Origin of the sequence: Saccharothrix sp. (assembly GCF_031180885.1) — a bacterium.
Lineage (GTDB): Bacteria > Actinomycetota > Actinomycetes > Mycobacteriales > Pseudonocardiaceae > Actinosynnema.
Genome location: NZ_JAPSLK010000002.1, coordinates 295,994 through 318,524, shown reverse-complemented (window position 1 = coordinate 318,524; position 22,531 = coordinate 295,994). Strand labels below are relative to the sequence as shown.

Here is a 22,531-nt window from a genome sequence, read left to right as displayed (position 1 = left end):
AGGGTGTCACGCTCCTCGCGGTCTCCGGCCGACGCCTACGCGGACTTCCGCAAGCGGTCCTCCCGGCCCAAGCTGACCGACTTCCTCTCGGTCCTCTCGTTCGAACTCGACCCGTTCCAGCAGCGTGCCTGCGAGGCGCTGGAGGACGGGCACGGCGTGCTGGTGTGCGCGCCCACCGGCGCGGGCAAGACGGTCGTCGGCGAGTTCGCCGTGCACCTGGCCCTGTCCGAGGGGCGCAAGTGCTTCTACACGACGCCGATCAAGGCGTTGTCGAACCAGAAGTACGCCGACCTGGTGGCCCGCTACGGCGCGAAGAACGTCGGCCTGCTGACCGGTGACACGTCGGTCAACGGCGGCGCGCCCGTGGTCGTGATGACCACCGAGGTGCTGCGGAACATGCTCTACTCCGGGTCCTCGACGCTGGAGAGCCTCGCGTACGTCGTGATGGACGAGGTGCACTACCTGGCCGACCGGTTCCGCGGCCCGGTGTGGGAGGAGGTCATCCTGCACCTGCCGGAGTCGGTGCGGCTGGTGAGCCTGTCGGCGACGGTCAGCAACGCCGAGGAGTTCGGCGAGTGGCTGGTCGAGGTGCGCGGTGACACGACCGTGGTGGTGGACGAGCACCGGCCGGTGCCGCTGTGGCAGCACATGCTGGCCGGCGGCCGGATGATGGACCTGTTCGCCGGGGAGGGCCCGGACGGGCACGCCCGGATCAACCCGCAGCTGCTGCGCCACACCGAGGACCTGGCGCGCTTCCACGTGCCGTGGAGCCGGGGCCGCAACGGCAAGGACAAGGGCGGTCGGCCGCCGCGGTCCTCGGGGTTCAAGCCGCCGTCGCGGGTGGACATCGTGCAGCGGCTGGACGGCGCGGGGCTGCTGCCCGCGATCGACTTCGTGTTCAGCCGGGCGGGCTGCGACGCGGCCGTGGCGCAGTGCGTGCGGGCGGGGTTGCGGCTCAACACCGACGCGGAGATCGAGGAGATCCGCGAGGTCATCGAGGACAAGACCAAGGACCTGCCGCAGGGCGACCTGATGGTGCTGGGCTACTGGGAGTGGCGGGAGGCCCTGGAGCGGGGCATCGCCAGCCACCACGCGGGCCTGCTGCCGGCGTTCAAGGAGACCGTGGAGGAGCTGTTCGTCCGGGGCCTGGTGAAGGTCGTGTTCGCGACCGAGACGCTGGCGCTGGGCATCAACATGCCGGCCCGCACGGTCGTGCTGGAGAAGCTGGTCAAGTACAACGGCGAGGCGCACGTCGACCTGACGCCCGGGGAGTACACGCAGCTCACCGGCCGGGCCGGGCGGCGCGGCATCGACGTCGAGGGCCACGCCGTGGTGGTGTGGCAGCCGGGTGTGGACCCGAAGGCGGTGGCGGGGCTGGCGTCCACCCGGACCTACCCGCTGCGCTCGTCGTTCCGCCCCGGCTACAACATGGCGGTCAACCTCGTGCACCAGCTGGGCGCGGCGTCGGCCCGGGAGATCCTGGAGCAGTCGTTCGCGCAGTTCCAGGCCGACCGGTCGGTGGTGGGGCTGGCGCGGCGCATCGAGCGCAACCGGGAGGCGCTGTCCGGCTACGCCGAGGCGATGAGCTGCCACCTGGGCGACTTCACCGAGTACGCGTCGCTGCGGCGGCGGGTGGCGGAGCGGGAGAAGGCGCTGGCGCGGCAGAACACGTCCGCGCGGCGGGCGGAGGCGGCGGCGTCGCTGGAGCGGCTGCGCAAGGGCGACGTGATCGCGGTGCCGTCGGGCCGGCGGTCCGGGCTCGCGGTGGTGATCGACCCGGGGTTGGAGCCGCTGGGGGAGGCGCGTCCGCTGGTGCTGACCGAGGACCGGTGGGCGGGTCGGCTGTCGGCGGCGGACTTCCCGTCGCCGGTGGAGGTGCTGGGCCGGATCCGGCTGCCCAAGCAGGTCGACACCCGGTCGCCGCGCTCGCGCCGCGACCTTGCCTCGACGTTGCGCAACACCGGGATCGTGCCGCCGTCGTTCCGCAAGAAGCGGTCCACGGCCGACGACGACGCCGAGCTGGCGACGCTGCGGCGGGCGCTGCGGGCGCACCCGTGCCACGGCTGCGAGAAGCGCGAGGACCACGCCCGGTGGGGCGAGCGGTACCACCGGCTGCTGGCCGAGACCGAGCAGCTGGAGCGCAAGGTCGCGGCCACCACGCACTCGCTGGCCCGGCAGTTCGACCGCATCCGGGGCCTGCTGCGCGAGCGCGGCTACCTGCACGCCGAGGAGTCCGGCCCGGGCGAGGAGGTCACCGCGCACGGCAAGCGGTTGACCCGCCTGTACAGCGAGTCCGACCTGCTGGCCGCGGAGTGCCTGCGGCACGGCGTGTGGCGGGACCTGGAGGCGCCCGAGCTGGCGGCCGTGGTGTCGGCGCTGGTCTACGAGGCGCGCCGGGACGGTCCGCTGGAGACCAGGCTGCCACCGGGCGCGGTGACCGACGCGCTGACCGCGACCGCGCGGCTGTGGGCGGAGCTGGAGGACGACGAGCGCCGGCACAAGCTCGACCGCACGCGCCAGCCCGACCCGGGGTTCGCGTGGCCGGTGTACCGGTGGGCGCGCGGCGAGTCGCTGGAGAAGGTGCTCAGCTCGGCCGAAGCGTCGGGCACCGAGCTGGGCGCGGGCGATTTCGTGCGCTGGTGCCGGCAGGTGATCGACTTCCTGGACCAGATCCGGGACGTGGTCGGGACCGACGACCCGGTGGGCGGTACGGCCAAACGGGCGGTGGACGCGTTGCGCCGCGGGGTGGTGGCGATGGCCACGGTCTGAGAAAGGTTCGCGGGGTGGCTGGGTGTGCCCGGCACCTCTGTGGTTTGATCGCGCCCGCAAGGCATGAACACCGTTTTTCCTCTACCGACCGTCGGAGGCCGAGCATGACCAGTCCGTACGGACCGTCCGGAGGGAACGACCCGCAGCAGCAGTGGGGCCAGCAGCCCTACGGTGGCGGCGGGTACCCCGGCACGCCGTCGGGTGGTTTCCCCGCTCAGCAGCCCGGTTACGGGCAGCCGGACCCGTCGCAGCAGCAGCCGCAGTGGGGGCAGCAGCCGCCGCAGCAGCAGCAGTACACGCAGCAGTACCCCGGCGGTTACGACCCGACCCAGCAGCAGAACCCCTACGGGCAGCCGGACCCGTCGCAGCAACAGCAGCAGTGGGGCCAGCAGCCGGGCCAGTTCGGTCAGTACGGGCAGCAGCAGAACCCGTACGGCCAGCCCGGGTACGGCACGCCGCCGGCGAAGAAGTCCAGCGCGGTGATGTGGGTGATCGTCGCCGTGGCGGTCCTCGTCATCGGCGCGGTGCTCGTCCTCGGTTTCGTGACGCCCGGCTGGTTCAAGAAGAAGATCTTCGACAACACGGCCGTGCAGGACGGGATCGTGCAGATCCTCAAGGACGACTACAAGATCTCCGACGTGGAGAGCGCGACCTGCACCGGGGAGAACCCGGTCGAGCCGAATCGCACGTTCACCTGCAAGGTGAAGATCGGCGGCAAGGACAAGGACGTGAAGATCACGGTGAAGACCGCAGACGGCGAGTACGAGGTCGGCCAGCCCACCGGCTGAGTTTGATTACCGCGACTCCGTCGCGGCGGCGAGGCAACCTGAAAGTCGGCTCATCGCGCCGCGTTTCCCACCGATCAGCTTTTCCGATCGGTGGGAAACGCGGCGCGATGAGCCGACGCGGCCTCGCGGGGTGTGGCGAAAGTCGATGGCGGTTCCCAGTTCCGGCAGGCACGATCGGCGCGTGACCGACATCGACGTCCGCGTTCTCACCGACGAAGCCGAGTACCGCGCCGCCCACACCGTGTTCCGGAGCGCCCTGCACCACGCACCCGCGCCCGACGACAAGTGGGAGGTCGCCAAGGGTTCCTACGAGCCCGGGCGGACCATCGGCGCGTACGCGGGGGACGAGTTGGTGGGTGGGACGCAGTCGTTCCCGTCGGCGTTGGCGGTGCCCGGTGGCGCGGTGGTGCCGATGGCGGCGGTGTCGCGGGTCGGGGTTCGGGCGGACTGGACGCGGCGCGGGGTGTTGACCGCGATGCAGCGGGCGCAGTTGAAGGCGTTGCGCGAGGGCGGGGACGTGGCGGCGACGCTGCGGCCCTCGGAGGGGGCGATCTACGAGCGGTTCGGTTACGGGGTCGCGACCCGCTACCGCGAGGTGCGCATCCGCAAGCGCGAGGCCGCGCCGCGCGTGCCGATCGTGGGTCGGGTGCGGCTGGTGCCGGTGGACGAGGCGCTGCCGCTGGCGAAGGAGCTGTTCGAGCGCCTGTCGCCGGGCCGGCCGGGCACGATCGCGCGGTGGCCGGGCTGGTGGGACGTCAGGGTGGCGCACTCCGAGGACAAGGACCGCCTTCGGTTCGCGGTGTGCTCGGGCGAGGACGGCGACGACGGGTACATCGCCTACAAGGTGGAGCGCGGCTCGTGGGACCGGGGCGTGGAGAAGCCGACCGTGCTGGAGGTCATGGACTTCTGGGCGGGCAACGCGCGGGCGTGGGCGGACCTGTGGGGGTTCACGCTGCGGGTGGACCTGGTGGGCGAGGTGTTCGCGTTCGGCCGGCCGCTGGACGAGCCGCTGGAGTGGCTGATGACAGACCGGCGCGCGGTGTTCGTGGAGGATGTAGCGGACGAGACGTGGCTGCGGCTGGTCGACGTGGAGAAGGCGCTGTCGGCGCGGACCTACGGCGCGGCGGAGCCGGTGGTGATCGGCGTGCGGGACCGGTTCCTGCCGGAGAACGAGGGCGCCTACCGGATCACCTCTTCGGGTGCTTCGCGGACCGACGACGCGCCGGACTTCGAGCTGGACGTCGAGGTGCTGGGCGCGGCCTACCTCGGTGACGTGTCGTTCTCGGCGCTCGCCATGACCGGCCGCTTCGCGGGTGGCTCCCCGGAAGCGGTCCGGCGCGCGGACAAGTTGTTCGCGGTGGACGAAGCGCCCTGGTCCGGAACGTTCTTCTGATTGCCGCGACTGCGTCGCGGCGGCTCGGCCGCCAGGGGAGTCGACCCATCGCGGCGTGTTTCCGACGATCACGGTTTTCGATCGGCGGAAACACACCGCGACAGGCCAACACGGCCTCGCGCTTTAGGCCCGGCGGCGTTCCAACGCGTTGAGGAGCCTGGGCAGGGAGCTGCCCAGGCCCCAACGCCGGGACAGCTCCTCGACGCGGTCCGGGTCGGCGGGGGCGGCGGGCACGACGTCCGGGCGGTCCTGGAGGACCTTGGCGTCGGTGGCCACGTTGACCACGGTGGGCGCGACGGCCAGGTAGTCCTGGGCGGCCAGCAGGGCGGTGCGGGCGCGGGTGGTGAGCTTGCGGTCGCGCGGGTCGTGGACGGCGTCGAGCACCGCCTGCAGCGTCCCGAACTCCTTGACCAGCTTCGCCGCCGTCTTCTCGCCGATGCCCGCCACGCCGGGCAGCCCGTCGGACGGGTCGCCGCGCAGCACGGCCATGCCCGCGTAGGCGGGGCCCGCGTCGGTCTCCGGCAGCCCGTACTTGGCGGCCAGCTCCACCGGCCCGAGCAGTTCGGCCTTGGCCCAGCCGCGGCCCAGGTAGAGCACGCGCACCGGGACCGGCTCGTCGCGCACCACCTGGAACAGGTCCCGGTCGCCGGTGATGACCTCCACCGGGTCGGTCGTCTCGCGCGCGGCGAGCGTGCCGATGACGTCGTCGGCCTCGTAGCCCACCGCCTCGGCGGTCGCGATGCCCACCGCGTCCAGCACGTCGAGGATGATCGGGACCTGCGGGGTGAGCGTGTCCGGCACGTCCTCCTCGCCGGCCACGCCGCCCTCCAGCACCCGGTGCGCCTTGTAGGAGGGCAGGGCGGCCACCCGGAACTCCGGGCGCCAGTCGGCGTCCAGGCACGCCACCAGCCGGGTCGCGGCCCGGTCCGTGATCACCTTGGTGATGGTGTCGATGAACCCGCGCACCGCGTTGACCGGTGTGCCGTCGGGCGCGGTCATCGACTCGGGCAGCGCGTAGAACGCCCGGAAGTAGAGGCTGGCGGAGTCCAAGAGGACCAGTCGGCTGGACACGGCGGTCAGCATGCCAGAAGCCACCGACAAACGAGTTCGATCAGCCTGGCCGGCGTGCCCCGGGCGGTTCGGGACTAGGCTGCGCAAGCATGTCGACCCATGTTGGACCCATTGACGTGGACGCCCTCCGCGCGCGACTGGACAAGGCCGCCACCGCGGCGTCCGTCGCCGGCGTGGACGCCCTGCTGATCTCCCCCGGTTCGGACCTGCGCTACCTGATCGGCGCGGGCGGCTCGTCGTTCGAGCGGCTCACCTGCCTGGTGCTGCCGGTGGGCGGCACGCCGGTGCTGGTCGTGCCGAAGCTGGAGCAGCCGGGCTACGCGGGCATCCCGACCGACCGGCTCGGGGTCGACGTGGTGACGTGGGTCGACGGCGAGGACCCGTACGCGCTGGTCCGCGGCGCGCTGAAGGGCACCCGGGTCGCGGTGTCGGACATGATGCCCGCCCTGCACGCGCTGGGCCTGCGCGACGCGATCGGCGGCGAGCAGGTGCTGGCCGGCCCGGTGCTGCGCGAGCTGCGGATGCGCAAGGACGCGAGTGAGGTGGCGGCGTTGCGCACGGCGGGTGCGGCGATCGACCGCGTGCACGCCCGGATGGGCGAGTGGCTGCGGGTCGGGCGTACTGAGGCCGAGGTGGGCGCCGACATCGCCGCGGCGATCGTGGCCGAGGGGCACGTGCAGGCGGACTTCGTCATCGTGGGGTCGGGCCCGAACGGCGCGTCGCCGCACCACAGCCTGTCCGACCGGGTGATCGAGGCCGGTGACGTGGTCGTGGTGGACATCGGCGGCCCGATCGCCGAGGGCTACTGCTCCGACTCGACCCGCAACTACGTCCTGGGCGAGCCGCGCGACGCCGACGTGTGGGAGACCTACGCGGTGCTCCAGGCGGCGCAGAAGGCGGCGGTGGAGGCGGTGCGGCCGGGCGTGACGTGCGAGCAGGTGGACGCGGCGGCGCGCCGGATCATCGCCGACGCGGGCTTCGGCGAGTTCTTCGTGCACCGGACCGGCCACGGCATCGGCATGGACGTGCACGAGGAGCCCTACATCGTGGGCGGCAACGACCTGCCGCTGGAGCCGGGCATGGCGTTCAGCGTCGAGCCGGGCATCTACCTGCCGGGCCGGTGGGGCGCGCGGATCGAGGACATCGTGGTCGTCACCGAGGACGGCGTGGAGAGCGTGAACAACCGACCGCATGAACTGGTGGTGCTGCCGGCGTGACCAACCTGGAGCCGATAGACCGGGCGATCCTGCGTGAACTGGCGGCCGACGGCCGGTGCAGCTTCACCGACCTGGCCGAACGCGTGGGCTTGAGCGTGTCGGCGGTGCACCAGCGGGTGCGCCGGCTGGAGCAGCGCGGTGTCGTGCGCGGCTACGCGGCCCGCCTCGACGGCGACGAGATCGGGCTGCCGCTCACCGCGTTCATCTCGCTCACGCCCATCGACCCGGCGGCTCCGGACGACTACCCGAAGCGGCTGGAACACCTGCCGCAGATCGAGGCGTGCTACTCGGTCGCGGGCGACGCCTCGTACGTCCTCCGCGTCCGGGTGGCCTCGCCGACGGCGCTGGAGGAGCTGCTCCGGCAGATCCGCGAGGTGGCCAACGTGTCGACCAGGACCACCGTGGTGCTGTCCACGCCTTACGAGGACCGGCCGCCGGCTGTGTAGGCGGGCTAGCCGCCGAGTCTGGCGATGGTTCGGGTGAACCGTTCGAGGACGTCCCGGTTGCGGCGGTCGGGCGCCTGGGGGAGCAGGCGCATGATCTCGGCGTCGGTCGCGGGTCGGGCGGAGAGGACGAACGCCCGGACCGCGTCCTTCGGGATGTCGTCCGGGACCATGGCCACGATCTCGACGCCGTGTTCGCGTCGCAGGTAGAGGTGGTTGTCCGCCCACTTTCGGTAGACCAGGCCGTCCTCCCGGACGTCCGCGGGCTGGTCCGGCGACACCTTACGGGTGATCAGCTTCGGCCAGTACGACAGCGGTTGGGCCTTGCCGGTGGGGCGGTACTCCAGGACCACTTCGCCATCGGGGCGGCTGAGCGTGGGGAACTCGTAGGCGTCCGGCGTGGCCATCAAGAGGACGTCGCCGGGCAGGTTCGCGTGGGCTAGCCGGGACGGCGCGTCGTCGTGGGGGAGGGTCGTCGGGAGCCAGATGCCCAGGGCCACCAGCGCCGCCGTCAGGCCCATCGCCACCAGCCGGATCACCAGGGGCCGCACCAGCATGGCCGTGACCAGCGCGAACGGCACGCCGACACCGAGCGCGGCCGGCCACGGGCCGGGATCGGCGGGTTCACTGGCCTCCAGGACCGACATGTAGAACACCGCGCCCAGGGTGCCGAACAGGGTCACCAGCACGGCCCAGCCCACTCGGGGCAGCAGGCGGCCGGTCAGCAGGCCGGCCGGTTGGGAGAGGCTGCCCACCAGGAAGAACATCAGCAGGGGACCCACCAGGGACACGCCGACTAGGCCGGGGCTCTTGAGGAAGAAGCCGAGCAGGGCCAGCCAGCCGGTGCCGATGAAACCGACCAGGGCGGCCAGCCACACGCCGACGATCTGGACGGTCAGGGGTGGCCAGGTGCGCTCGGTGCGTAAGTCGATCACGGCGTCACCCTCTCGTGTCGCCGAGCGGGTGGGCATCCGGGCTTCTACTCATCCACGGCGTCCCAGGGCACTGCCTCCAGGGCGGCGCGGACGCGGGTCATGGCGGGTTCGTCGATCTTGTAGTCGACGTCGTCGATGCCGGACACCGGGGTCACGCCGATGGAGTTGCTCAGGAACGCGCCCCGGTACGACGTCAAGTCCGCCTTGCGCACCACGGCTCGTCGGTACGGCAGGTGCTGCTCCAGCAGTTGCATCGACACGCCGTGCAGCCAGTTCGCCTCCGGCCACACGATCCCGCCCTCGTGGTCGAAGAAGGCGATGTTGGCGATCGCGCCCTCGATCACGACACCGTCCGGCGTGGTCAGCAGCGCGTCGTCGTAGCCGGCGGCCCGGGCCCGGTTGCCGTGCAGGAGTTGGCCGAAGCCGCCGATGTGCTTCACGTGCGGCAGCGGGCGCTGGTAGTCCACCGACACCAGGCGTTGCGGGCGGTCCGGGCGCGGGACGGGCGGGCGGACGACGACCATGAGCTTGGGGGAGTCCGGGCCGAACGCGATGACCCGCACGGCGGCGTCGCGCACGTCGCCGAGCGCCTTCGCGATCAGCGCCCGGACCCGGTCGCCCGCCAAGCCCGTCCCGTACAGCTCGCGGTGCTGGGCGTCGAGTCGCCGCAGGTGCAGGTCCAGGCCCTGGACCCGCTGGTCCCGGACCTGCATCGCGGTGAAGTGGCCGTAGTTGGCGAGCAGGCCGACCGCCAACTGGTCGGTGGTCGGCGTCCCGCCGTCGATCTCGATCCTCAGCACGGGGTGACGGTATCCGCCCGCACGACCGCGACCAGCACCGCGGGCTCCGGTCCCCGCTGGTGCAGGGCCCGCAGGCCGACCCCGTCGAGCACCAGCACCGCGCCCGCCCCGAACGCGCGCCGCGTGCCGCCGAGCCCTTCCAGCTCCACCACCCCCGCGCTGACGACGACCAGCGCCCCGCGCCACTCGTCCGGGTCGTACGGGCGGGTCCCGGAGACCGTGACCACCCGCGTGCGGAACATCAGAGGGTGGCGGGCAGGCCGAACCACGGGAAGACCGACGACGGGAAGGTGGTCACCTCGGCGACCACGCCGTCCTCGACCCGCAGCACGTCCAGCGCCACCGGCTCGAAGACGCCCGAACCGGCGCGCTTGGCGTAGCCGGCGACCGCCGGCTGCCGGTTCGCCCACGTCGGCACGGCGCGCCACTCGCCGAACGCCTCCGGGCCGACCATGAACGGCGCCCACTGCCCGATGAGCGTGTCCCGGCCGATGTACAGCTCGGGCTGCGGCGGCATCGACCACACGGCGTCCTCGCGCAGCACTGCCGCCAACTCCGCCATGTCGCAGTTCTCGGTGGCCTCCACGAACCGCCGCAGCGCCGCCTTCTCCAGCGCCGACGCCTCGGCGCTCCACTCCGCGCGCCGCTCGGGCAAATGCTTGCGCAGCGTCACGCGGGCGCGTTGCAGGGCGCTGTTCACCGCGGGCACGGTGTCTTCCAGCAGCGCCGCCGTCTCGCTCGCGGGCCAGCCCAGCACGTCCCGCAGCACCAGCACGGCCCGCTGCTTGGCGGGCAGGTGCTGCACCGCCACCAGGAACGCCAACTCGATCGTCTCCCGCGCGACGACCTCCGCGTCCGGGCCCGCGGCCTGGTCGAGCAGGGCGTCCGGGTAGGGCTGGATCCACGGCACCTCCACCGCGTCGGCGGCCGGCCCGGGCGCGGGCCGGCGCGCGATGGCGTCCAGGCACGCGTTGGTCGCGATCCGGTACAGCCACGCCCGGAACGACGAGTGCCCCTCGAACGTGTCCCGGCCGCGCCAGGCCTTCAGGAACGTCTCCTGCACCAGGTCCTCGGCTTCGTCGAACGAGCCGAGCAGCCGGTAGCAGTGCACCCTCAACTCGTGCCGGTGCTTCTCGACCTCGTGGGTGAAGTCGACGTCAGCCGTCATCGTCGAGACCTCGCTCATCGCCGTCCTCCTGGGTTGTACGGTGACGTGCCGGGCCGCACGCCGCACGACGTATGACGGGACCGCACGCGGAAACTCATCGGAGGAGCATGGGGACGGGTTTCCGGGCGGCGTTCGCGGTGCCCGAGTTCCGGGTGCTGTGGTGCGCGGCGGCCCTGTCGACCGTGGGCGACCAGTTGGCGCGGGTGGCGCTGTCGGTGCTGGTGTTCCAGCGGACGGGCTCGGCCGCGTGGACCGCGTTGACGTACGCGTTGACCATGCTCCCGGCGCTGGTGTCCGGTGTGCTGCTGTCCGGTCTGGCTGATCGGTTTCCGCGGCGGGCGGTGATGGTCGCTGCGGACCTGCTGCGGGCGGTGCTGCTGGCCCTGATGGCTGTGCCTGGTGTGCCGTTGCCGCTGGTCGCGGTGTTGTTGGTGGTGGCGCAACTGGCCGAGCCGCCGTTCGCCGCGGCTCAGGGGGCGTTGCTGCCGACGGTGTTGGGGGACCGGTACGAGGCGGGGCAGTCTGTGCACCTGATCACCCACCAGGCCGGGCTGCTGCTCGGGTTCGCGGGTGGTGGGCTGGTGGTGGCGTGGTTGGGGACGTCCGGGGCGCTCGTCGCGGATGCGTTGACTTTCGCGGTGTCGGCGTTGTTGCTGCGCTTCGGGTTGCGGGCGCGACCCGCGGCGGGGGCGGTGACCCGGGTCGGGTTCCGCATCCGGACGGGGGCGGTGCTGGTGTGGCGGGACCGGCGGTTGCGGCTGCTGGTGGCGTTGGGGTGGCTGGCGCTGTTCACGGTGGTGCCGGAGGGGTTGGCCGCGCCCTTCTCGGCGGAGGTCGGGGTGGGTGCCGAGGGGGTGGGGCTGCTGCTGGCGGCGGACCCGGCGGGGATGGTGCTGGGGACGGTGCTGCTGCGGTTCTTGCCGACGGGTCGGCGGGTGCGGCTGTTGGGTTTGTTGGCCGTGGCGACGGCGTTGCCGCTGGTGGGGTACTTGGTGGCGCCTGGGTTGGTGGGGGCTGTCGCGTTGTTGGCGCTGAGTGGGGTGGCCAGCGCTTATCAGGTGACTGCGGGGGCGACTTTTGTTCGGTTGGTGCCGGACGCCCATCGTGGGCAGGCGCTTGGTTTTGCGCGGAGTGGGTTGGTCGCGGCTCAGGGGATTGGTGTGGCTGGGGGTGGGTTGCTGGCTGCTGCTTTGGGTTCTGCGGGTACTGCGATCGCCTATGCGGGTGTCGCCGGTGTGATCGCGTCCGTGGCCGTTGCTGCGGCTTGGGCCAGGGTTTCCGCGACTGCGCTTCCCAGCGACGACTGAGGGAAACTGTCGGTGCCTCGTGGGACAATGGAACCGGGGGCCGGAGATCGGCCTGAGTCGGCACCGGGGGCCGGAGATCGGCGTGAGTCGCGGCAGAGCGACCGGCGGCCTGTCACCGGGCACGACGAGCGGGCGTTGCGGCGTGATCGGGCGTTCCTGCTGCTCTGGTCCGGCCAGTCGATCTCCCTCGCCGGCTCGCAGGTCACCGCGCTCGCCCTGCCCCTGGTCGCCGCCCTCACCCTGAGCGCCACCGCCTGGGACATGGGCCTCCTCGCCGCCTGCGCCCGCGCCCCCTACCTGGTCCTCGGCCTGCCCGCCGGCGCCTGGGTCGACCGCCTGCCCCGCCGCCCGCTCCTGGTCACCTGCGCCCTCGGCCAAGCCGCCGCCCTGTCCGTCGTCCCGCTCGCCGACGTCACCGGGACCCTGTCCGTCCCACTGCTGTGCGCGGTCGCGTTCACGGCGGGGGCGTTCGCGGTGTTCGGGGACATCGGGACGCTCGCCCTCGTCCCGCTCGTCGTCCCGCCCGACCGCCTGACGAGGGCCCAGGGCGCGTTCGAGACCAGCCAGTCCACCGCCCAGATCGCCGGACCCGCCGTCGCCGGCTGGCTGGTCGCGACGTTCAGCGCCCCGGTCGCACTGCTCGCCGACGCCCTCAGCTTCCTGGTCTCCGCCGCCACCCTCGCCGGCATCCGCGTGCGCGACACCGTCGACCGCGGCGGGGGAGTGCTGACGGGGGTGCGCCTTGTGTTCGGCCAGCGCCTGTTGCGCCGGGTCACGCTCTGCACCGCGACCCACATGTTCTGGGTAAGCGCTTTCCTGGCCCAACTCCCGCTCCACCTCGCGCGGGAAGGCCTGTCACCGGGTCGGATCGGTCTCACGCTCGCCATCGGCGCGGCGGGCGGGCTCGTGGGCGCGCTGGTTGCTCCACGACTGGGTGAACGTGCCATGCCGGTCGCCATCGCCGTGGCCGGGCTGGGTGCCGCGGGTGTCGTGGCGCACCCGTTGAGCATCGCCGTGATGTGGTGGGGCGTGCAGGTCTACCACGTGCTCCAGGTGCCGATCCGCTACCGGCTCACCCCGCCCACCCTGCACGGCCGGGTCAACGCCGCGATCCGCACCACCGTCTGGGGCACGGCCCCGCTGGGCGCACTCGTCGGCGGCGTCCTGGCCGAGGCTTCCGGACTCGCTCCCGCGCTCGTCGTGAGCGGCGCGGGGGCCGGACTGGCCTGCCTGTGGTTGGTGGTCCGGCGGTGAGCGGGGCCGCGGCCGAACGCGCGGCGCCCGCACCGTCGCCCGGACGTCACCAGATCTTGTCGCGCATGGCGGCGCACCTCCCCTCGGAACTCGACCCGGACACGAGGGGTTCACCAGATCTTGTCGCGCATGACCTCACCTCCCTCGCGAACTCCCGGCGGCCAGGGGTGCTCACCAGATCTTGTCGCGCACCGCAATCACCTCCTGTGGGTCGCGTCACCCCGCTAGCGGCTGACATCCGCCCAGGTCACAATTACTGTGACGGTCCGTTCGGACGCGTTCACGGTCCGAGTTAGACGGTCGCGAGGAACCATGGGCAGAGTGCGGTCAGCGTCGTCGGGCGATCGACGCTGGTCACTATGGTCCCTGCCACGGCAGGCCCTGGTGTACGTGCTGTCGGTGGATCTGCTCGCGCTGGTCGCCATCGCGGCGACCACGGCGTGGCCGGTCCCGGCGGGTGCGTGGCCGGTGTTCGCCGTCCTGGTGGGGTGCGCCGCGCTGCACCTGCACAGCTCGCGCTGGATCGAGCGGATCCGGCGGGACCACAGCCACCTGCCGCACGTCGACCTGTGCAGCATCTGGATGCTGGCCGGCGCCCTCGTGCTGCCGCCCTTGCTCGCGGTGGCGCTGGTCGTGCTCATGTACGCGCACCGCTGGTGGGTGGTGGGGCGCTGGGACGCGTCCCGGCCACCGCACCGGAACGTGTTCACCACGTCCATGATGGTCCTCGCCACGCTGGCCGCGGGCACTGTGGCGGGCGCGACCGGCCTGCGCGAGCACCTGGCCGCCGGGCGTCCGTCGGGGTGGCTGGACCTGGTCGGCCTGGTCGGTGCGGGTGCCGCGCAGTGGCTGGTGAACACGGCCCTGGTGGCGATCGTGATCCTGCTGACGGTCCGGCCGCGTTCGGTGCGCGACGCCGTGGGCAGTGCGTCGGACAACCTGCTGGAGGCCGGTCAGCTCGCGATGGGCGTGTTCGTGGCGCTGGCGGTGGCGTGGTGGCCGGGCTTCGCCCTGCCGATGGTCGTGGCCGCCGTCGCCCTGCACCGCACGGTCCTCATCCACCAGTTGGAACTCGCCGCCCGGACGGATGCCAAGACCGGGTTGCTCAACGCCGAGGCTTGGCACCTCCAGGCGTCGCTGGAACTCGACCGGACCCGCCGGCAGCCGCCGGGGGCGACGGTCGGGTTGTTCATGATCGACGTGGACCACTTCAAGGAGATCAACGACACGCACGGTCACCAGATCGGTGACGCTGTGCTGCGGCGGATCGCGGTGGCGTTGAGCGGGGCCGTCCGGCGGGGTGACGCGGTGGGCCGGTTCGGTGGTGAGGAGTTCGCGGTCCTGCTGCCCGGTGTCGAGCCGGCGGAGGCGGAGGCGATCGCGGAACGCATCCGGCGGCAGGTGCACCACGTGGTGGCCGACGATGCCGAGGGCGGTCGCGTGGGCGGGCTGTCGGTGAGCATCGGGATCGCGGTGTGGCCGTTCGTCGACGAGGACACCATCGAGGGCCTGCTGGCCGCCGCCGACGCGGCGCTGTACGAGGCCAAACGCCAGGGCCGCGACCAGTTCCAGGTAGCCGCCCGCCGCCGCCGAGTCCCTTGGATGCCGGCCGCGCGTTCCGAACACCCCGGCACTTGATCGCGGCTCCCGCCGGTGGTGTGACCGCGGGCTGGTGGTGTGACCGCGGGCTGGTGGGTGGTGATGGTCATCATGCCGGCTGGGGGCGGTGAAAGCGGCGTCTGCGGCGGGAGGCGTTGTGATCCACGTGGCATGGTGTGTAACAACCTCATTGACCTGCGGGATGTTGTACAGGTGGAGCGCTCTGGTGGCGTAGTTTCTGCGCGCCACCACTATCCGGTGGAGTCGTCGCTGCAAGGGTTGTGAGCCAGTGGACCTCGGTGCCCCGCACGGAATCCGGTTCCGCTTCGAGGCGGGGCTGCTGCGTGCCGTCCTCCTCGACGTGCACCGCAAACCGCCCTTGCCGGTCAGCGAGCACCTCACCGCCGAGGCAGGCGCCCGCGACCTCCTGGTCGACGAGCACCGGGACGGCCACGTCCGCACGGTGCTCAAGCAGCGCTTCGACCTGCCCGCTCCGGCCGAGTGGCGGCTCAAGGTCGACGCCCCCGGGACCGAGACGACGGACGGGGTCCGGTTCGCGTTGTCCGACCACGTCTCCCTGCACGTCAGCGGCTCTTCGCCGTGCACGACCCTGGACGACGGGGTGTGCGTCGCCTTGCCGGCGGGGGAGTCGGAGTTGAACGTCACCGTCACCAGCGCGCCTGTCTACGGGGTTGCCGATACCGCCGTGGTGTGCCGGCCGGACCAGGTGAGTGAAGCGGCGGTTGTGTTGTCCTGTTTGTCGGGGTTCGCGCCGTTGGTGGTGGTTGAGGACGACGAGCAGGAACGGCTGAGGGAACTGCTCCACAAGACCGGGGTTCGTCGTGCGGTGGTGTTGTGTGGCGAAGGGGGCGATCTGGTCGACGGGCTTGACGTCGTCCGGCTGGTCCCGAGCCCCGACCTTGCCGAGGACGCGTGGCGGGTGTTGGGGGTAGGTGACGCGGAACCGCTCGAAGCCCCACCTGGCACGGAAGTCCAAGCGCTGTACGCGGCGCTGCGCGCCGGCCGTCCGCTCCGGATTGTCGACGGGGTCGAAAACCTCCCACAACCGGAAGAACCGGACACCGACGAAGCCGTCCTGGTCGAGGACACCGGCACCGCCCACGCCCTGGTCGCCGCCCAGTACGCGCACCACCGGGAAGCCACCCTGATCACCACCCCCGTCCCGGACCTGACCGAGGTCCACCGCGTGATCGCCGAGGAGCAGGACCGGGTCACCGCCGCCGCCCGTGCGATAGGGGACGCGGTCAAGGGCATCGGGTTCGTCGAAGCCCTGTGGCGCTACCTCTCGACCGGCGAGCACGACCCGTTCGCCGCGCTCGAAGCCGTCGTCACCGCGCAGGTCCCGGCGGAGGTGATCGACGCGGTCGGGGATCGAAGGCTGACGGCGTTCACCACCGGTCTTCCTTACTCCTTCGTCCGCACCGACGACGTGAACTGGACCCGCAAGCCCGTCGGGCACGTCGCCGCCGACCCCACCCTGGTGGTCCTGACCGAACTGTACGGCGAGGGCACCGCCCGCGAACCCGGCGCGTTCAGCCTGGTGTTCGACACCGCCGCGCCACCCGGCCACACCGACGAGATCGGCCACTTCACCCACCCGCTCGTCCTGTCCGCCGAGGACGCCTCCCCCGCCGCCCTGGCCGCGCTCGCCGGCGAACTGCCCGTCGAACTCGTCTTCTTCAACACCCACGGCGACGATGACGGCATCGTGCTCGGCGACGAACCGCTCACCGACGTCCCACACCTGGCCCACCGCCCGATCGTGGTCAACAACTCGCGCCGCCCGTGGCCCGAGGTCGGCCGCGCCTTCCTGCGCGCCGGCGCGCGCGGCTACATCGGCACCCTGTGGACCGTCCCGCCGGGCCTGGCCACGAGCTTCGCCGCCACCGTCGTGCACCGCCTGACCGCCGAGGAAGCACCCGCCGCCAACGCCATCGTCAACACCGGCACCCCCGGCGGCATCGAGCGCTGCTACCTGTACCTGGGCACCGTCAACGGCCGCTTGGACGAGTGGCGCGACCGGTCCACCACGGACGGCGAGGCCGCGCTGGCCGAGGCCGAACTGCTCGGCCGCTTCGCCCGCACGTGCCCCGAACCGCTCACCTCGGTGCTGCACCGCGAGATCACCGCGCTGCGCCGCACCGCCGAACAGCGCGGGGCCACCGACACGCCGTCCTATGTGGACGTCCTGCTGGACGAACTCGCCCTGACCGGCGACCCGGCCCTGGCCGACCTGGTCGACGCCGCGCTGGACGAGTTGGACCTGCCCGAACCCGAGTCCGCGCCCCGCCGCGCCCGCCGCCACGAGCTGACCGGCCGCGCCCACGAGGCCCGCGGGGAATACGACGCGGCACTCGCGGACTTCGAGAAGTGTGTGGAGCGTGGTGACGCCTGCCGGGACCGGGCGGACGTCCTGCTGCGCATGGCGCGCCTGCTGGTGCGCGAGGACAGACCGGAGGATGCGCGGCGGGCCGCGCTGGAGGCGCACGACGTGTTCCGGGCACGGGGCAGTCGGACGCGGCTGGTGGAGGCGATCGGCGTGCTGGGTGAGCTGAGCGGTGAGGACCACGAGACGGCGCTGCGCTACGCCGTGGAGGGCCACGACGTGGCCGTGGAGCTGGACGACCGGCGCAAGCAGGCCGAGTTCAAGCTGGAGGAGTGCGTCCGCCACCGCCGCATCGGCAACCTGGACGCGGCGATCGAGGCCGGTGTGCGCGCGGTCGAGCTGTTCCGGGCCGAGCACGACGAGGCCGCCGAACTGACCGCGCTGCGCGAACTGGGCGCCTGCCACCAGGACCTCGGCGAACTCGACACCGCCCAGCACTACGCCACCGTCGCCCTCGCCCTGGCCGAACGCCGAGCGAGACCGGCCGACATCGCCACCTGCCACGACGAACTGGGTCGCGTGCTGACCCGGATGGGCGACCACGCCAAGGCCCTGGAGCACTACCGCCACGCGGTGGAACTCCTGGTCGCCAAGGGCCTGTGGGCAGAGGGCGCGGCTCTGCTGCCGAACCTGGCCGTGGGCGCGGTCCGCGCGAACGACCCCGAGGCGCTGTGGACCACCGCCCTGTGCGGCGGCCTGATCTGCGAGACCGCCGAACAGCCCACGTGGGCGGCCGTGGTGCCGCTGGTCGTGGACTCGATGAAGCGCGCGATCGAAATCGGCCCCCGCGACCTGACCGAACGCGGCATGACCGACTTCGCGCACGCCGTGACCGCCGGCAACCGGGACGACATGCCCTTCCAGGTCGGGGTGCTGGCCGACGTCGTGGTGGTCCTGCTGGCCTGGCTGATGGACCGGACCGATCGCGGCATCGTCGGCTTCGCCCGGGAACTGGACCGGACGACGGGCGGGGTGCTGGGCCTGGAGAACTACATCGCGGTCCCGTTCGCGCAGCGCTCCCGCCAGGGCGACCACGGCTGGCTCGCCCAACACCCCTGAGCCCTACCAGAGCCGGCCGGTGGGCAGGTCGGCCAGCTCCGGCCTGGACAGGTGGTGCACGCGGTACCGGATCCCCGCGACGTCCGGGGTCGGCTCCTCGGCCCACAACGTGAACCGCACGAACTCCCATGCGCGCGTGTCCACGACCAACGCCGTGGAATGGACCCCTTCCACCGGCTTCAACTCGCCCAGAGCCTGCTCGACCACTTCGGCCACGTCAGCGTCTCGACCGACCGACCAGGTTTCCTTGGTGGCCATCGTCGGAGTCACGCCCAGGTCGCCCACCTCGAACCCCAGCCCGGTCCACTGCTGGACCACGGGCCGTCCGAAGTCGCGGCTCAGGCCGGCGAAACCCGGTCCCCACAGGAACGCGTTCATGCCCTCGACGGTCCGCCACAGGTAGAACGGCGAGTACTGGTTCACCGGAGAGTCGTCGACACCCCGCTCCCGCACCAGGTAGGCCTTGCACGCCAGACCCGGCCACGCGTCCAGCGCCGAACCCTTGGTGGCGACCCGGCGGTGGATGATCGACATGTCGTAGTCGGCGGGCAGTGTGATCTCGTAGTGCATCGCGTGCATCAGACGGTCCCCCTTCGGTAGCCCGCGCCGGTTCGCGGGTACTGCTCGCGGTAAGCCGTGATGTGGCCCCACGGCGTGGTCACGGATTCGGCGGCCAGCAGGCCGTGCACCAGAGCCCTGGCGAACACGTGTCGAGCGGCCTCCAGGACCTCCTCGACCGGTGCCTCGTGGGTGCCGGTGGACGCGGCGAAAACGGTGTCGCCGTCGACCATGCCGTGCGCGGGGTCCACGGCCAGGGCCAAGCCGTCCTGCCCGGCGGCGGCCAGCGGGTACACCGGCAGCCGTGCGTTGGTCGCCACCACGCCGATCACCGTGTTGAACGGCTGCACCACACTCGGCATCGGACGGGAGAGGTCGTCCCCACCCGCAGGCGGGAACTCGTCGGGCAAGCCCAGATCATGGCCCAAGGGCAAGCCCGTTCCCAAGTCCACACCCGACCCGGCCGCGTTCAGAGCAGCCACCGCGCCGACCACGACACCGCCGCCCAGCGACACGCTCGCCGTGCCCAGCCCGCCCTTCAAAGCGGCGTTCATGGCACCCGTGCCGGCACCCACGTTGCCCTGCGGCACCTCGACACCGGCCGCGCGCACGGCCTCCGCGCCCGTCTCCGGCGTCGGGTAGGTGTCGAAAACCCCACCCCGCCCCAAGTCGTACAGCGCCGCCGCCGGCACGAAGTCACCGACCTCGCGGGCCGCGCCGTCCGCCGCCGCCAAGCCGTAGGCGCTGCCGCCGGTCAGCAGCACGCACCGCACGGCCCGGCCGCCGTACCGGGGGTCAAGGGCGGCGGTGTCCCGGGTCGCCGGCGCGCCTCCCCGGACGTCCACAGTGGACACCGTCCCGGCCGGGAACAGCACCGCCGTGGTCCCGGTCAGCGCGCCGCCGCCGACGCGGGTGGCGTGTCCGACCAGGACGCCGGGCACATCGGTGATCGCGTTGCGCACGACCGCGATGCTACTGATCGAGCAGCCGGGCGCCGATCTCCCGGACCACCGCCACCAGCAGGTCGACGTCCTCGTGCGTGGTCCGCCAGTTCACGATGGCCGGGCGCAGCGCCACCACGCCCCGGTACACCGTGGTCCCCGCGTACACCCGGCCGTCCTCGATCAACTCGGCCCCCAGCCGCCGGTTCAGCTCGTCCAGCCGGTCCTCCGCGACCCCGGGCGGCCGGAACCGGAAGCACACGACGAACAGGTTCACCGGGGCCATCAGCTCCAGGTCGTCCGACTCGGAGACGATCCGCCCCAGCCGCACGGCCAGGTCCCGGTGCCGCTCCACCATCGCCCGGTGCCCCGACCGCCCGTAGGCCCGCAGCGCCGCCCAGATCGGCAGCGCCCGCGCCCGCCGGGACGACTCCGGGCCGAGCATGTTGTAGTTGACCAGCTCGTCGTCCGGGGCCGGCAGGTACGGCGCGTTCCACCCGCCGAACGCCCGCCCCAGCACCGACGGGTCCTTCACGAACACGAACCCGCTCTCGTACGGCACGTTGAGCCACTTGTGCCCGTCCGCCGCCACCGAGTCCGCGCGCTCCACACCCTTCACGAGGTGCGCGGTCTCCGGCGACAGCGCCGCGAACAGGCCGAACGCCCCGTCCACGTGCAGCCACGCCCCGTGTTTCTCGGCGAGGTCGGCCATCGCGTCGACCGGGTCGAAGTCGCCGGCGTTGACCTCGCCTGCGTTCGCGATCACCACCGCCGGACCCGACGCGGCCAGCTCACGGTCCAGTGCGTCGAGGTCGATCCGCCCGGCGTCGTCGCGCACCAGCGTCCGGACGCTGTCCCGGCCCAACCCCAGCAGCTGCAACGCCTTCCGGTCGCTGGCGTGCACGTACCCGCTGGAGAACACCGGCATCCGGGGCAGCCCGGCCAGCCCGTCCGCGGTCACGTCCGACCCGTGCCGGGCCGCCCACCAGTGCCGCGCGCACGCCAGCCCGGTCAGGTTCGCGAACGTGGCGCTGGGCGTCAGCACCCCGCCGAAGGACTCCGGCAGCCCCACGAGTTCGCGCAGCCACCGCAGCACCACCGTCTCGGCCCGCGCGGCCAGCGGCGAGGCCAGCCACAGCCCGGACGCCTGGTCCAGCAGCGAGGTCACCCAGTCGCCGGCCTGCGCGGCGGGCGTCGACCCGCCCACCACGAAGTGGAAGAACCGCGGCCCGGACGAGTGGGTGGCCGCCCGCGTCCCGATCCGCAGCAGCTCCGCCACCGCCGCCGGCGCGCCCTCGCCGTCCTCGGGCAGCGGCCCGTCCAGGTCCTTGAGCAGGTGCGCCTGCGCGGCGTCGCGCACCGGGAGGTGCGGGAGCGCGTCGAGGTACGGCCCGGCCGCCGCCACCACCAGCCCCAGCGCCTCGGCGGCATCCCCTCGTCCGATCAGCGGATCGCTCACCATGGCAGAGTAGACGCCGATGAGGACACGTGGACGTTTTCGAGGCAGGGCGGTCGATACCGCCGTCGACGCGTTCCTCGGCATCCGGTACGCCGAACCGCCCTTCGGCCCGCGCCGGTTCGCCGCGCCGGTCCGCGCCGACCACTCGGGCGACTGCCTGGAGTTCGGCCCGATCCCGCCGCAGTCCGTTGAACTGCCCGGCGCGCCGGTCTGGCGGCCCGGTGACGAGGACGTGCTGACCCTCAACGTGTGGACGCCCGCGCACGGCGACGGCCACCCGGTCCTGCTCTACCTGCACGGCGGCGCCTACACGTTCGGCTCCTCCGCGCAGCCCGACTACGACGGAACCGCGCTCGCCCGCGCCGGGCTCGTGGTCGTGACCTGCAACTACCGCGTGGGCTTCGAGGGCTTCGGCCACGTCGAGGGCCGGCCCGCCAACCGCGGCCTGCTCGACCAGCGGGCCGCGTTCGACTGGGTCCGCGACGAGATCGCGGCGTTCGGCGGCGACCCGGACAACATCACCGTCGGCGGCCAGTCCGCGGGCGCCGGCTCGGCCCTGTTCCTGGCCGGCGTGGCGCGTGTCCGCCGGGTGATCGCGCACAGCGTCCCGGGCCGGTGTTACACCGAGGGTTTCGCCCGCCGCGTCGCCGAGTGGATCGACCCGACCACGCCCGAGTCGGCGGTGGCCTCCGCCGACGCGCTGATCGCCGCGCAGAAGTCCGGGCCGCCGGGCTACGACCCGGTCCTGTTCGGGCCGGTCGCCGACCGCCTCCCGGTGCCGCCGCCGCACGTGGACGCCCTGTTCTGCCACACCACGTCCGAATACCGGCTGTTCGAACGCGTCGGCACGCTCGCCCCGGTGCGCACCGACGAGGAGTACGCGCGCTTCGGCCGCGACCTCGACCTGCCCGCGCACGTCCTCGACGGCTACCGCGCCCTGTTCCCGACCGTCGCCGACGCGTTCGTGGAACTGCTGGGGGACAGCGTGTTCGCCGAACCCACCACCCGCCTCGCCGAGGCCCACGGCCGCGCCCACCTGGCCCGCTTCAGCCGCCCGCCCGGCTGGCACACCGCCGACGTCCCGTTCTCCTTCGGCAACCTGACCGGCGCGGACTTCCTCATCGGCGGCCCGCCCGGACCCGCCGAGCACGACCTGTCCGCCCGGATGCTGGCGTCGTGGGTCGACTTCTGCCGCACCGGCGACCCGGGCTGGACCGGCGTGCACCACTGGGGTCCCGAGGTGGACCTGTCGGCCCGCCGGGCTTTGTGGCAGGGGGTCGACCTGGAGGGGGCGGTGGACTTCCCGGTCACCGGAACCGGCGTTCGCCCGCCTCGACCGGCACCGTGAGGAGTTCGTTTCTGG

General features: G+C 72.5%; 18 protein-coding genes. 10 read left to right on the top strand and 8 right to left on the bottom strand.

Features of this window, described 5'->3' with window-relative positions; genetic code table 11:
* Positions 1-3 precede the first annotated feature (3 nt).
* The 3 genes from RIN75_RS05555 to RIN75_RS05545 all read left to right on the top strand — a co-directional run bounded on the left by RIN75_RS05555 (position 4) and on the right by RIN75_RS05545 (position 4,950).
* On the top strand, positions 4-2,769 hold the full coding sequence (locus tag RIN75_RS05555) for a DEAD/DEAH box helicase (protein WP_309110679.1): 2,766 nt from the start codon (positions 4-6) through the stop codon (positions 2,767-2,769).
* A gap of 104 nt (positions 2,770-2,873) precedes the next feature.
* Positions 2,874-3,557, top strand: coding sequence for a DUF4333 domain-containing protein (locus RIN75_RS05550; RefSeq protein WP_309110678.1), 684 nt, complete (start codon positions 2,874-2,876; stop codon positions 3,555-3,557).
* Between the two features lie 181 nt (positions 3,558-3,738).
* Positions 3,739-4,950: a GNAT family N-acetyltransferase gene (locus tag RIN75_RS05545; RefSeq protein ID WP_309110677.1), complete on the top strand. Its 1,212-nt coding sequence runs from the start codon at positions 3,739-3,741 to the stop codon at positions 4,948-4,950.
* 123 nt (positions 4,951-5,073) lie between these two features.
* Here RIN75_RS05545 and RIN75_RS05540 read toward each other — a convergent pair whose 3' ends face one another.
* Positions 5,074-6,033, bottom strand: a complete 960-nt coding sequence (locus tag RIN75_RS05540; protein ID WP_375295910.1) for a 5'-3' exonuclease H3TH domain-containing protein — start codon at positions 6,031-6,033, stop codon at positions 5,074-5,076.
* Positions 6,034-6,110: 77 nt separating this feature from the next.
* Between RIN75_RS05540 and RIN75_RS05535 the strand changes: the two genes are divergently transcribed.
* Together RIN75_RS05535 and RIN75_RS05530 are read left to right on the top strand one after the other, a co-directional pair.
* On the top strand, positions 6,111-7,238 hold the full coding sequence (locus RIN75_RS05535; protein WP_309110675.1) for a Xaa-Pro peptidase family protein: 1,128 nt from the start codon (positions 6,111-6,113) through the stop codon (positions 7,236-7,238).
* Complete coding sequence (locus tag RIN75_RS05530; RefSeq protein ID WP_309110674.1) at positions 7,235-7,684, top strand: Lrp/AsnC family transcriptional regulator; 450 nt, start codon at positions 7,235-7,237, stop codon at positions 7,682-7,684. Before RIN75_RS05535 ends, RIN75_RS05530 begins: the two co-directional genes overlap by 4 nt.
* A gap of 5 nt (positions 7,685-7,689) precedes the next feature.
* On the opposite strand, the gene RIN75_RS05525 is transcribed toward RIN75_RS05530, so the two are convergent.
* The 4 genes from RIN75_RS05525 to RIN75_RS05510 are packed head-to-tail and all read right to left on the bottom strand — an operon-like array spanning position 7,690 to position 10,650.
* Entirely contained in the window at positions 7,690-8,616 is a 927-nt protein-coding gene (locus RIN75_RS05525; protein WP_309110673.1) for a hypothetical protein, read from the bottom strand.
* A 44-nt stretch (positions 8,617-8,660) separates the two neighbouring features.
* Positions 8,661-9,416: an aminotransferase class IV gene (locus tag RIN75_RS05520; RefSeq protein ID WP_309110672.1), complete on the bottom strand. Its 756-nt coding sequence runs from the start codon at positions 9,414-9,416 to the stop codon at positions 8,661-8,663.
* Positions 9,410-9,658 (bottom strand): hypothetical protein, encoded by a 249-nt coding sequence (locus tag RIN75_RS05515; RefSeq protein WP_309110671.1) that lies wholly within the window; start codon positions 9,656-9,658, stop codon positions 9,410-9,412. The genes RIN75_RS05520 and RIN75_RS05515 overlap by 7 nt, the downstream gene beginning before the upstream one ends.
* Positions 9,658-10,650, bottom strand: coding sequence for an RNA polymerase subunit sigma-70 (locus tag RIN75_RS05510; RefSeq protein ID WP_309110670.1), 993 nt, complete (start codon positions 10,648-10,650; stop codon positions 9,658-9,660). Before RIN75_RS05510 ends, RIN75_RS05515 begins: the two co-directional genes overlap by 1 nt.
* 41 nt (positions 10,651-10,691) lie before the next feature.
* Between RIN75_RS05510 and RIN75_RS05505 the strand changes: the two genes are divergently transcribed.
* The 4 genes from RIN75_RS05505 to RIN75_RS05490 all read left to right on the top strand — a co-directional run bounded on the left by RIN75_RS05505 (position 10,692) and on the right by RIN75_RS05490 (position 18,210).
* Positions 10,692-11,891 carry an MFS transporter gene (locus tag RIN75_RS05505; RefSeq protein WP_309110669.1) on the top strand — a complete coding sequence of 400 codons (1,200 nt, stop codon included), beginning with the start codon at positions 10,692-10,694 and terminating at the stop codon, positions 11,889-11,891.
* A 135-nt stretch (positions 11,892-12,026) separates the two neighbouring features.
* Complete coding sequence (locus RIN75_RS05500) at positions 12,027-13,145, top strand: MFS transporter (RefSeq protein ID WP_309110668.1); 1,119 nt, start codon at positions 12,027-12,029, stop codon at positions 13,143-13,145.
* Between the two features lie 384 nt (positions 13,146-13,529).
* The gene (locus RIN75_RS05495) at positions 13,530-14,783 is read left to right on the top strand and encodes a GGDEF domain-containing protein (protein WP_309110667.1); all 1,254 of its coding nucleotides are present in this window, start codon (positions 13,530-13,532) and stop codon (positions 14,781-14,783) included.
* A gap of 250 nt (positions 14,784-15,033) precedes the next feature.
* Complete coding sequence (locus RIN75_RS05490; protein ID WP_309110666.1) at positions 15,034-18,210, top strand: tetratricopeptide repeat protein; 3,177 nt, start codon at positions 15,034-15,036, stop codon at positions 18,208-18,210.
* A gap of 3 nt (positions 18,211-18,213) precedes the next feature.
* Here RIN75_RS05490 and RIN75_RS05485 read toward each other — a convergent pair whose 3' ends face one another.
* From RIN75_RS05485 to RIN75_RS05475, 3 genes are read right to left on the bottom strand one after another with little or no spacing between them, the layout of a single operon-like run.
* Entirely contained in the window at positions 18,214-18,789 is a 576-nt protein-coding gene (locus tag RIN75_RS05485) for a DUF4865 family protein (RefSeq protein ID WP_309110665.1), read from the bottom strand.
* Positions 18,789-19,730, bottom strand: coding sequence for a P1 family peptidase (locus RIN75_RS05480; RefSeq protein WP_309110664.1), 942 nt, complete (start codon positions 19,728-19,730; stop codon positions 18,789-18,791). Before RIN75_RS05480 ends, RIN75_RS05485 begins: the two co-directional genes overlap by 1 nt.
* 10 nt (positions 19,731-19,740) lie before the next feature.
* The gene (locus RIN75_RS05475; RefSeq protein WP_309110663.1) at positions 19,741-21,168 is read right to left on the bottom strand and encodes a pyridoxal-dependent decarboxylase; all 1,428 of its coding nucleotides are present in this window, start codon (positions 21,166-21,168) and stop codon (positions 19,741-19,743) included.
* 19 nt (positions 21,169-21,187) lie between these two features.
* On the opposite strand from RIN75_RS05475, the gene RIN75_RS05470 reads away from it, so the two are divergent.
* Positions 21,188-22,516, top strand: a complete 1,329-nt coding sequence (locus tag RIN75_RS05470) for a carboxylesterase family protein (protein WP_309110662.1) — start codon at positions 21,188-21,190, stop codon at positions 22,514-22,516.
* Positions 22,517-22,531: the final 15 nt, after the last annotated feature.

Excerpts from the sequence above, each read along its gene's own strand:
- RIN75_RS05485 (WP_309110665.1), bottom strand. The coding sequence starts at position 18,789 with ATGCACGCGATGCACTACGAGATCACACTGCCCGCCGACTACGACATG.
- RIN75_RS05470 (WP_309110662.1), top strand. The coding sequence starts at position 21,188 with ATGAGGACACGTGGACGTTTTCGAGGCAGGGCGGTCGATACCGCCGTC.
- RIN75_RS05550 (WP_309110678.1), top strand. The coding sequence starts at position 2,874 with ATGACCAGTCCGTACGGACCGTCCGGAGGGAACGACCCGCAGCAGCAG.
- RIN75_RS05505 (WP_309110669.1), top strand. The coding sequence starts at position 10,692 with ATGGGGACGGGTTTCCGGGCGGCGTTCGCGGTGCCCGAGTTCCGGGTG.
- RIN75_RS05535 (WP_309110675.1), top strand. The coding sequence starts at position 6,111 with ATGTCGACCCATGTTGGACCCATTGACGTGGACGCCCTCCGCGCGCGA.
- RIN75_RS05515 (WP_309110671.1), bottom strand. The coding sequence starts at position 9,658 with ATGTTCCGCACGCGGGTGGTCACGGTCTCCGGGACCCGCCCGTACGAC.
- RIN75_RS05540 (WP_375295910.1), bottom strand. The coding sequence starts at position 6,033 with ATGCTGACCGCCGTGTCCAGCCGACTGGTCCTCTTGGACTCCGCCAGC.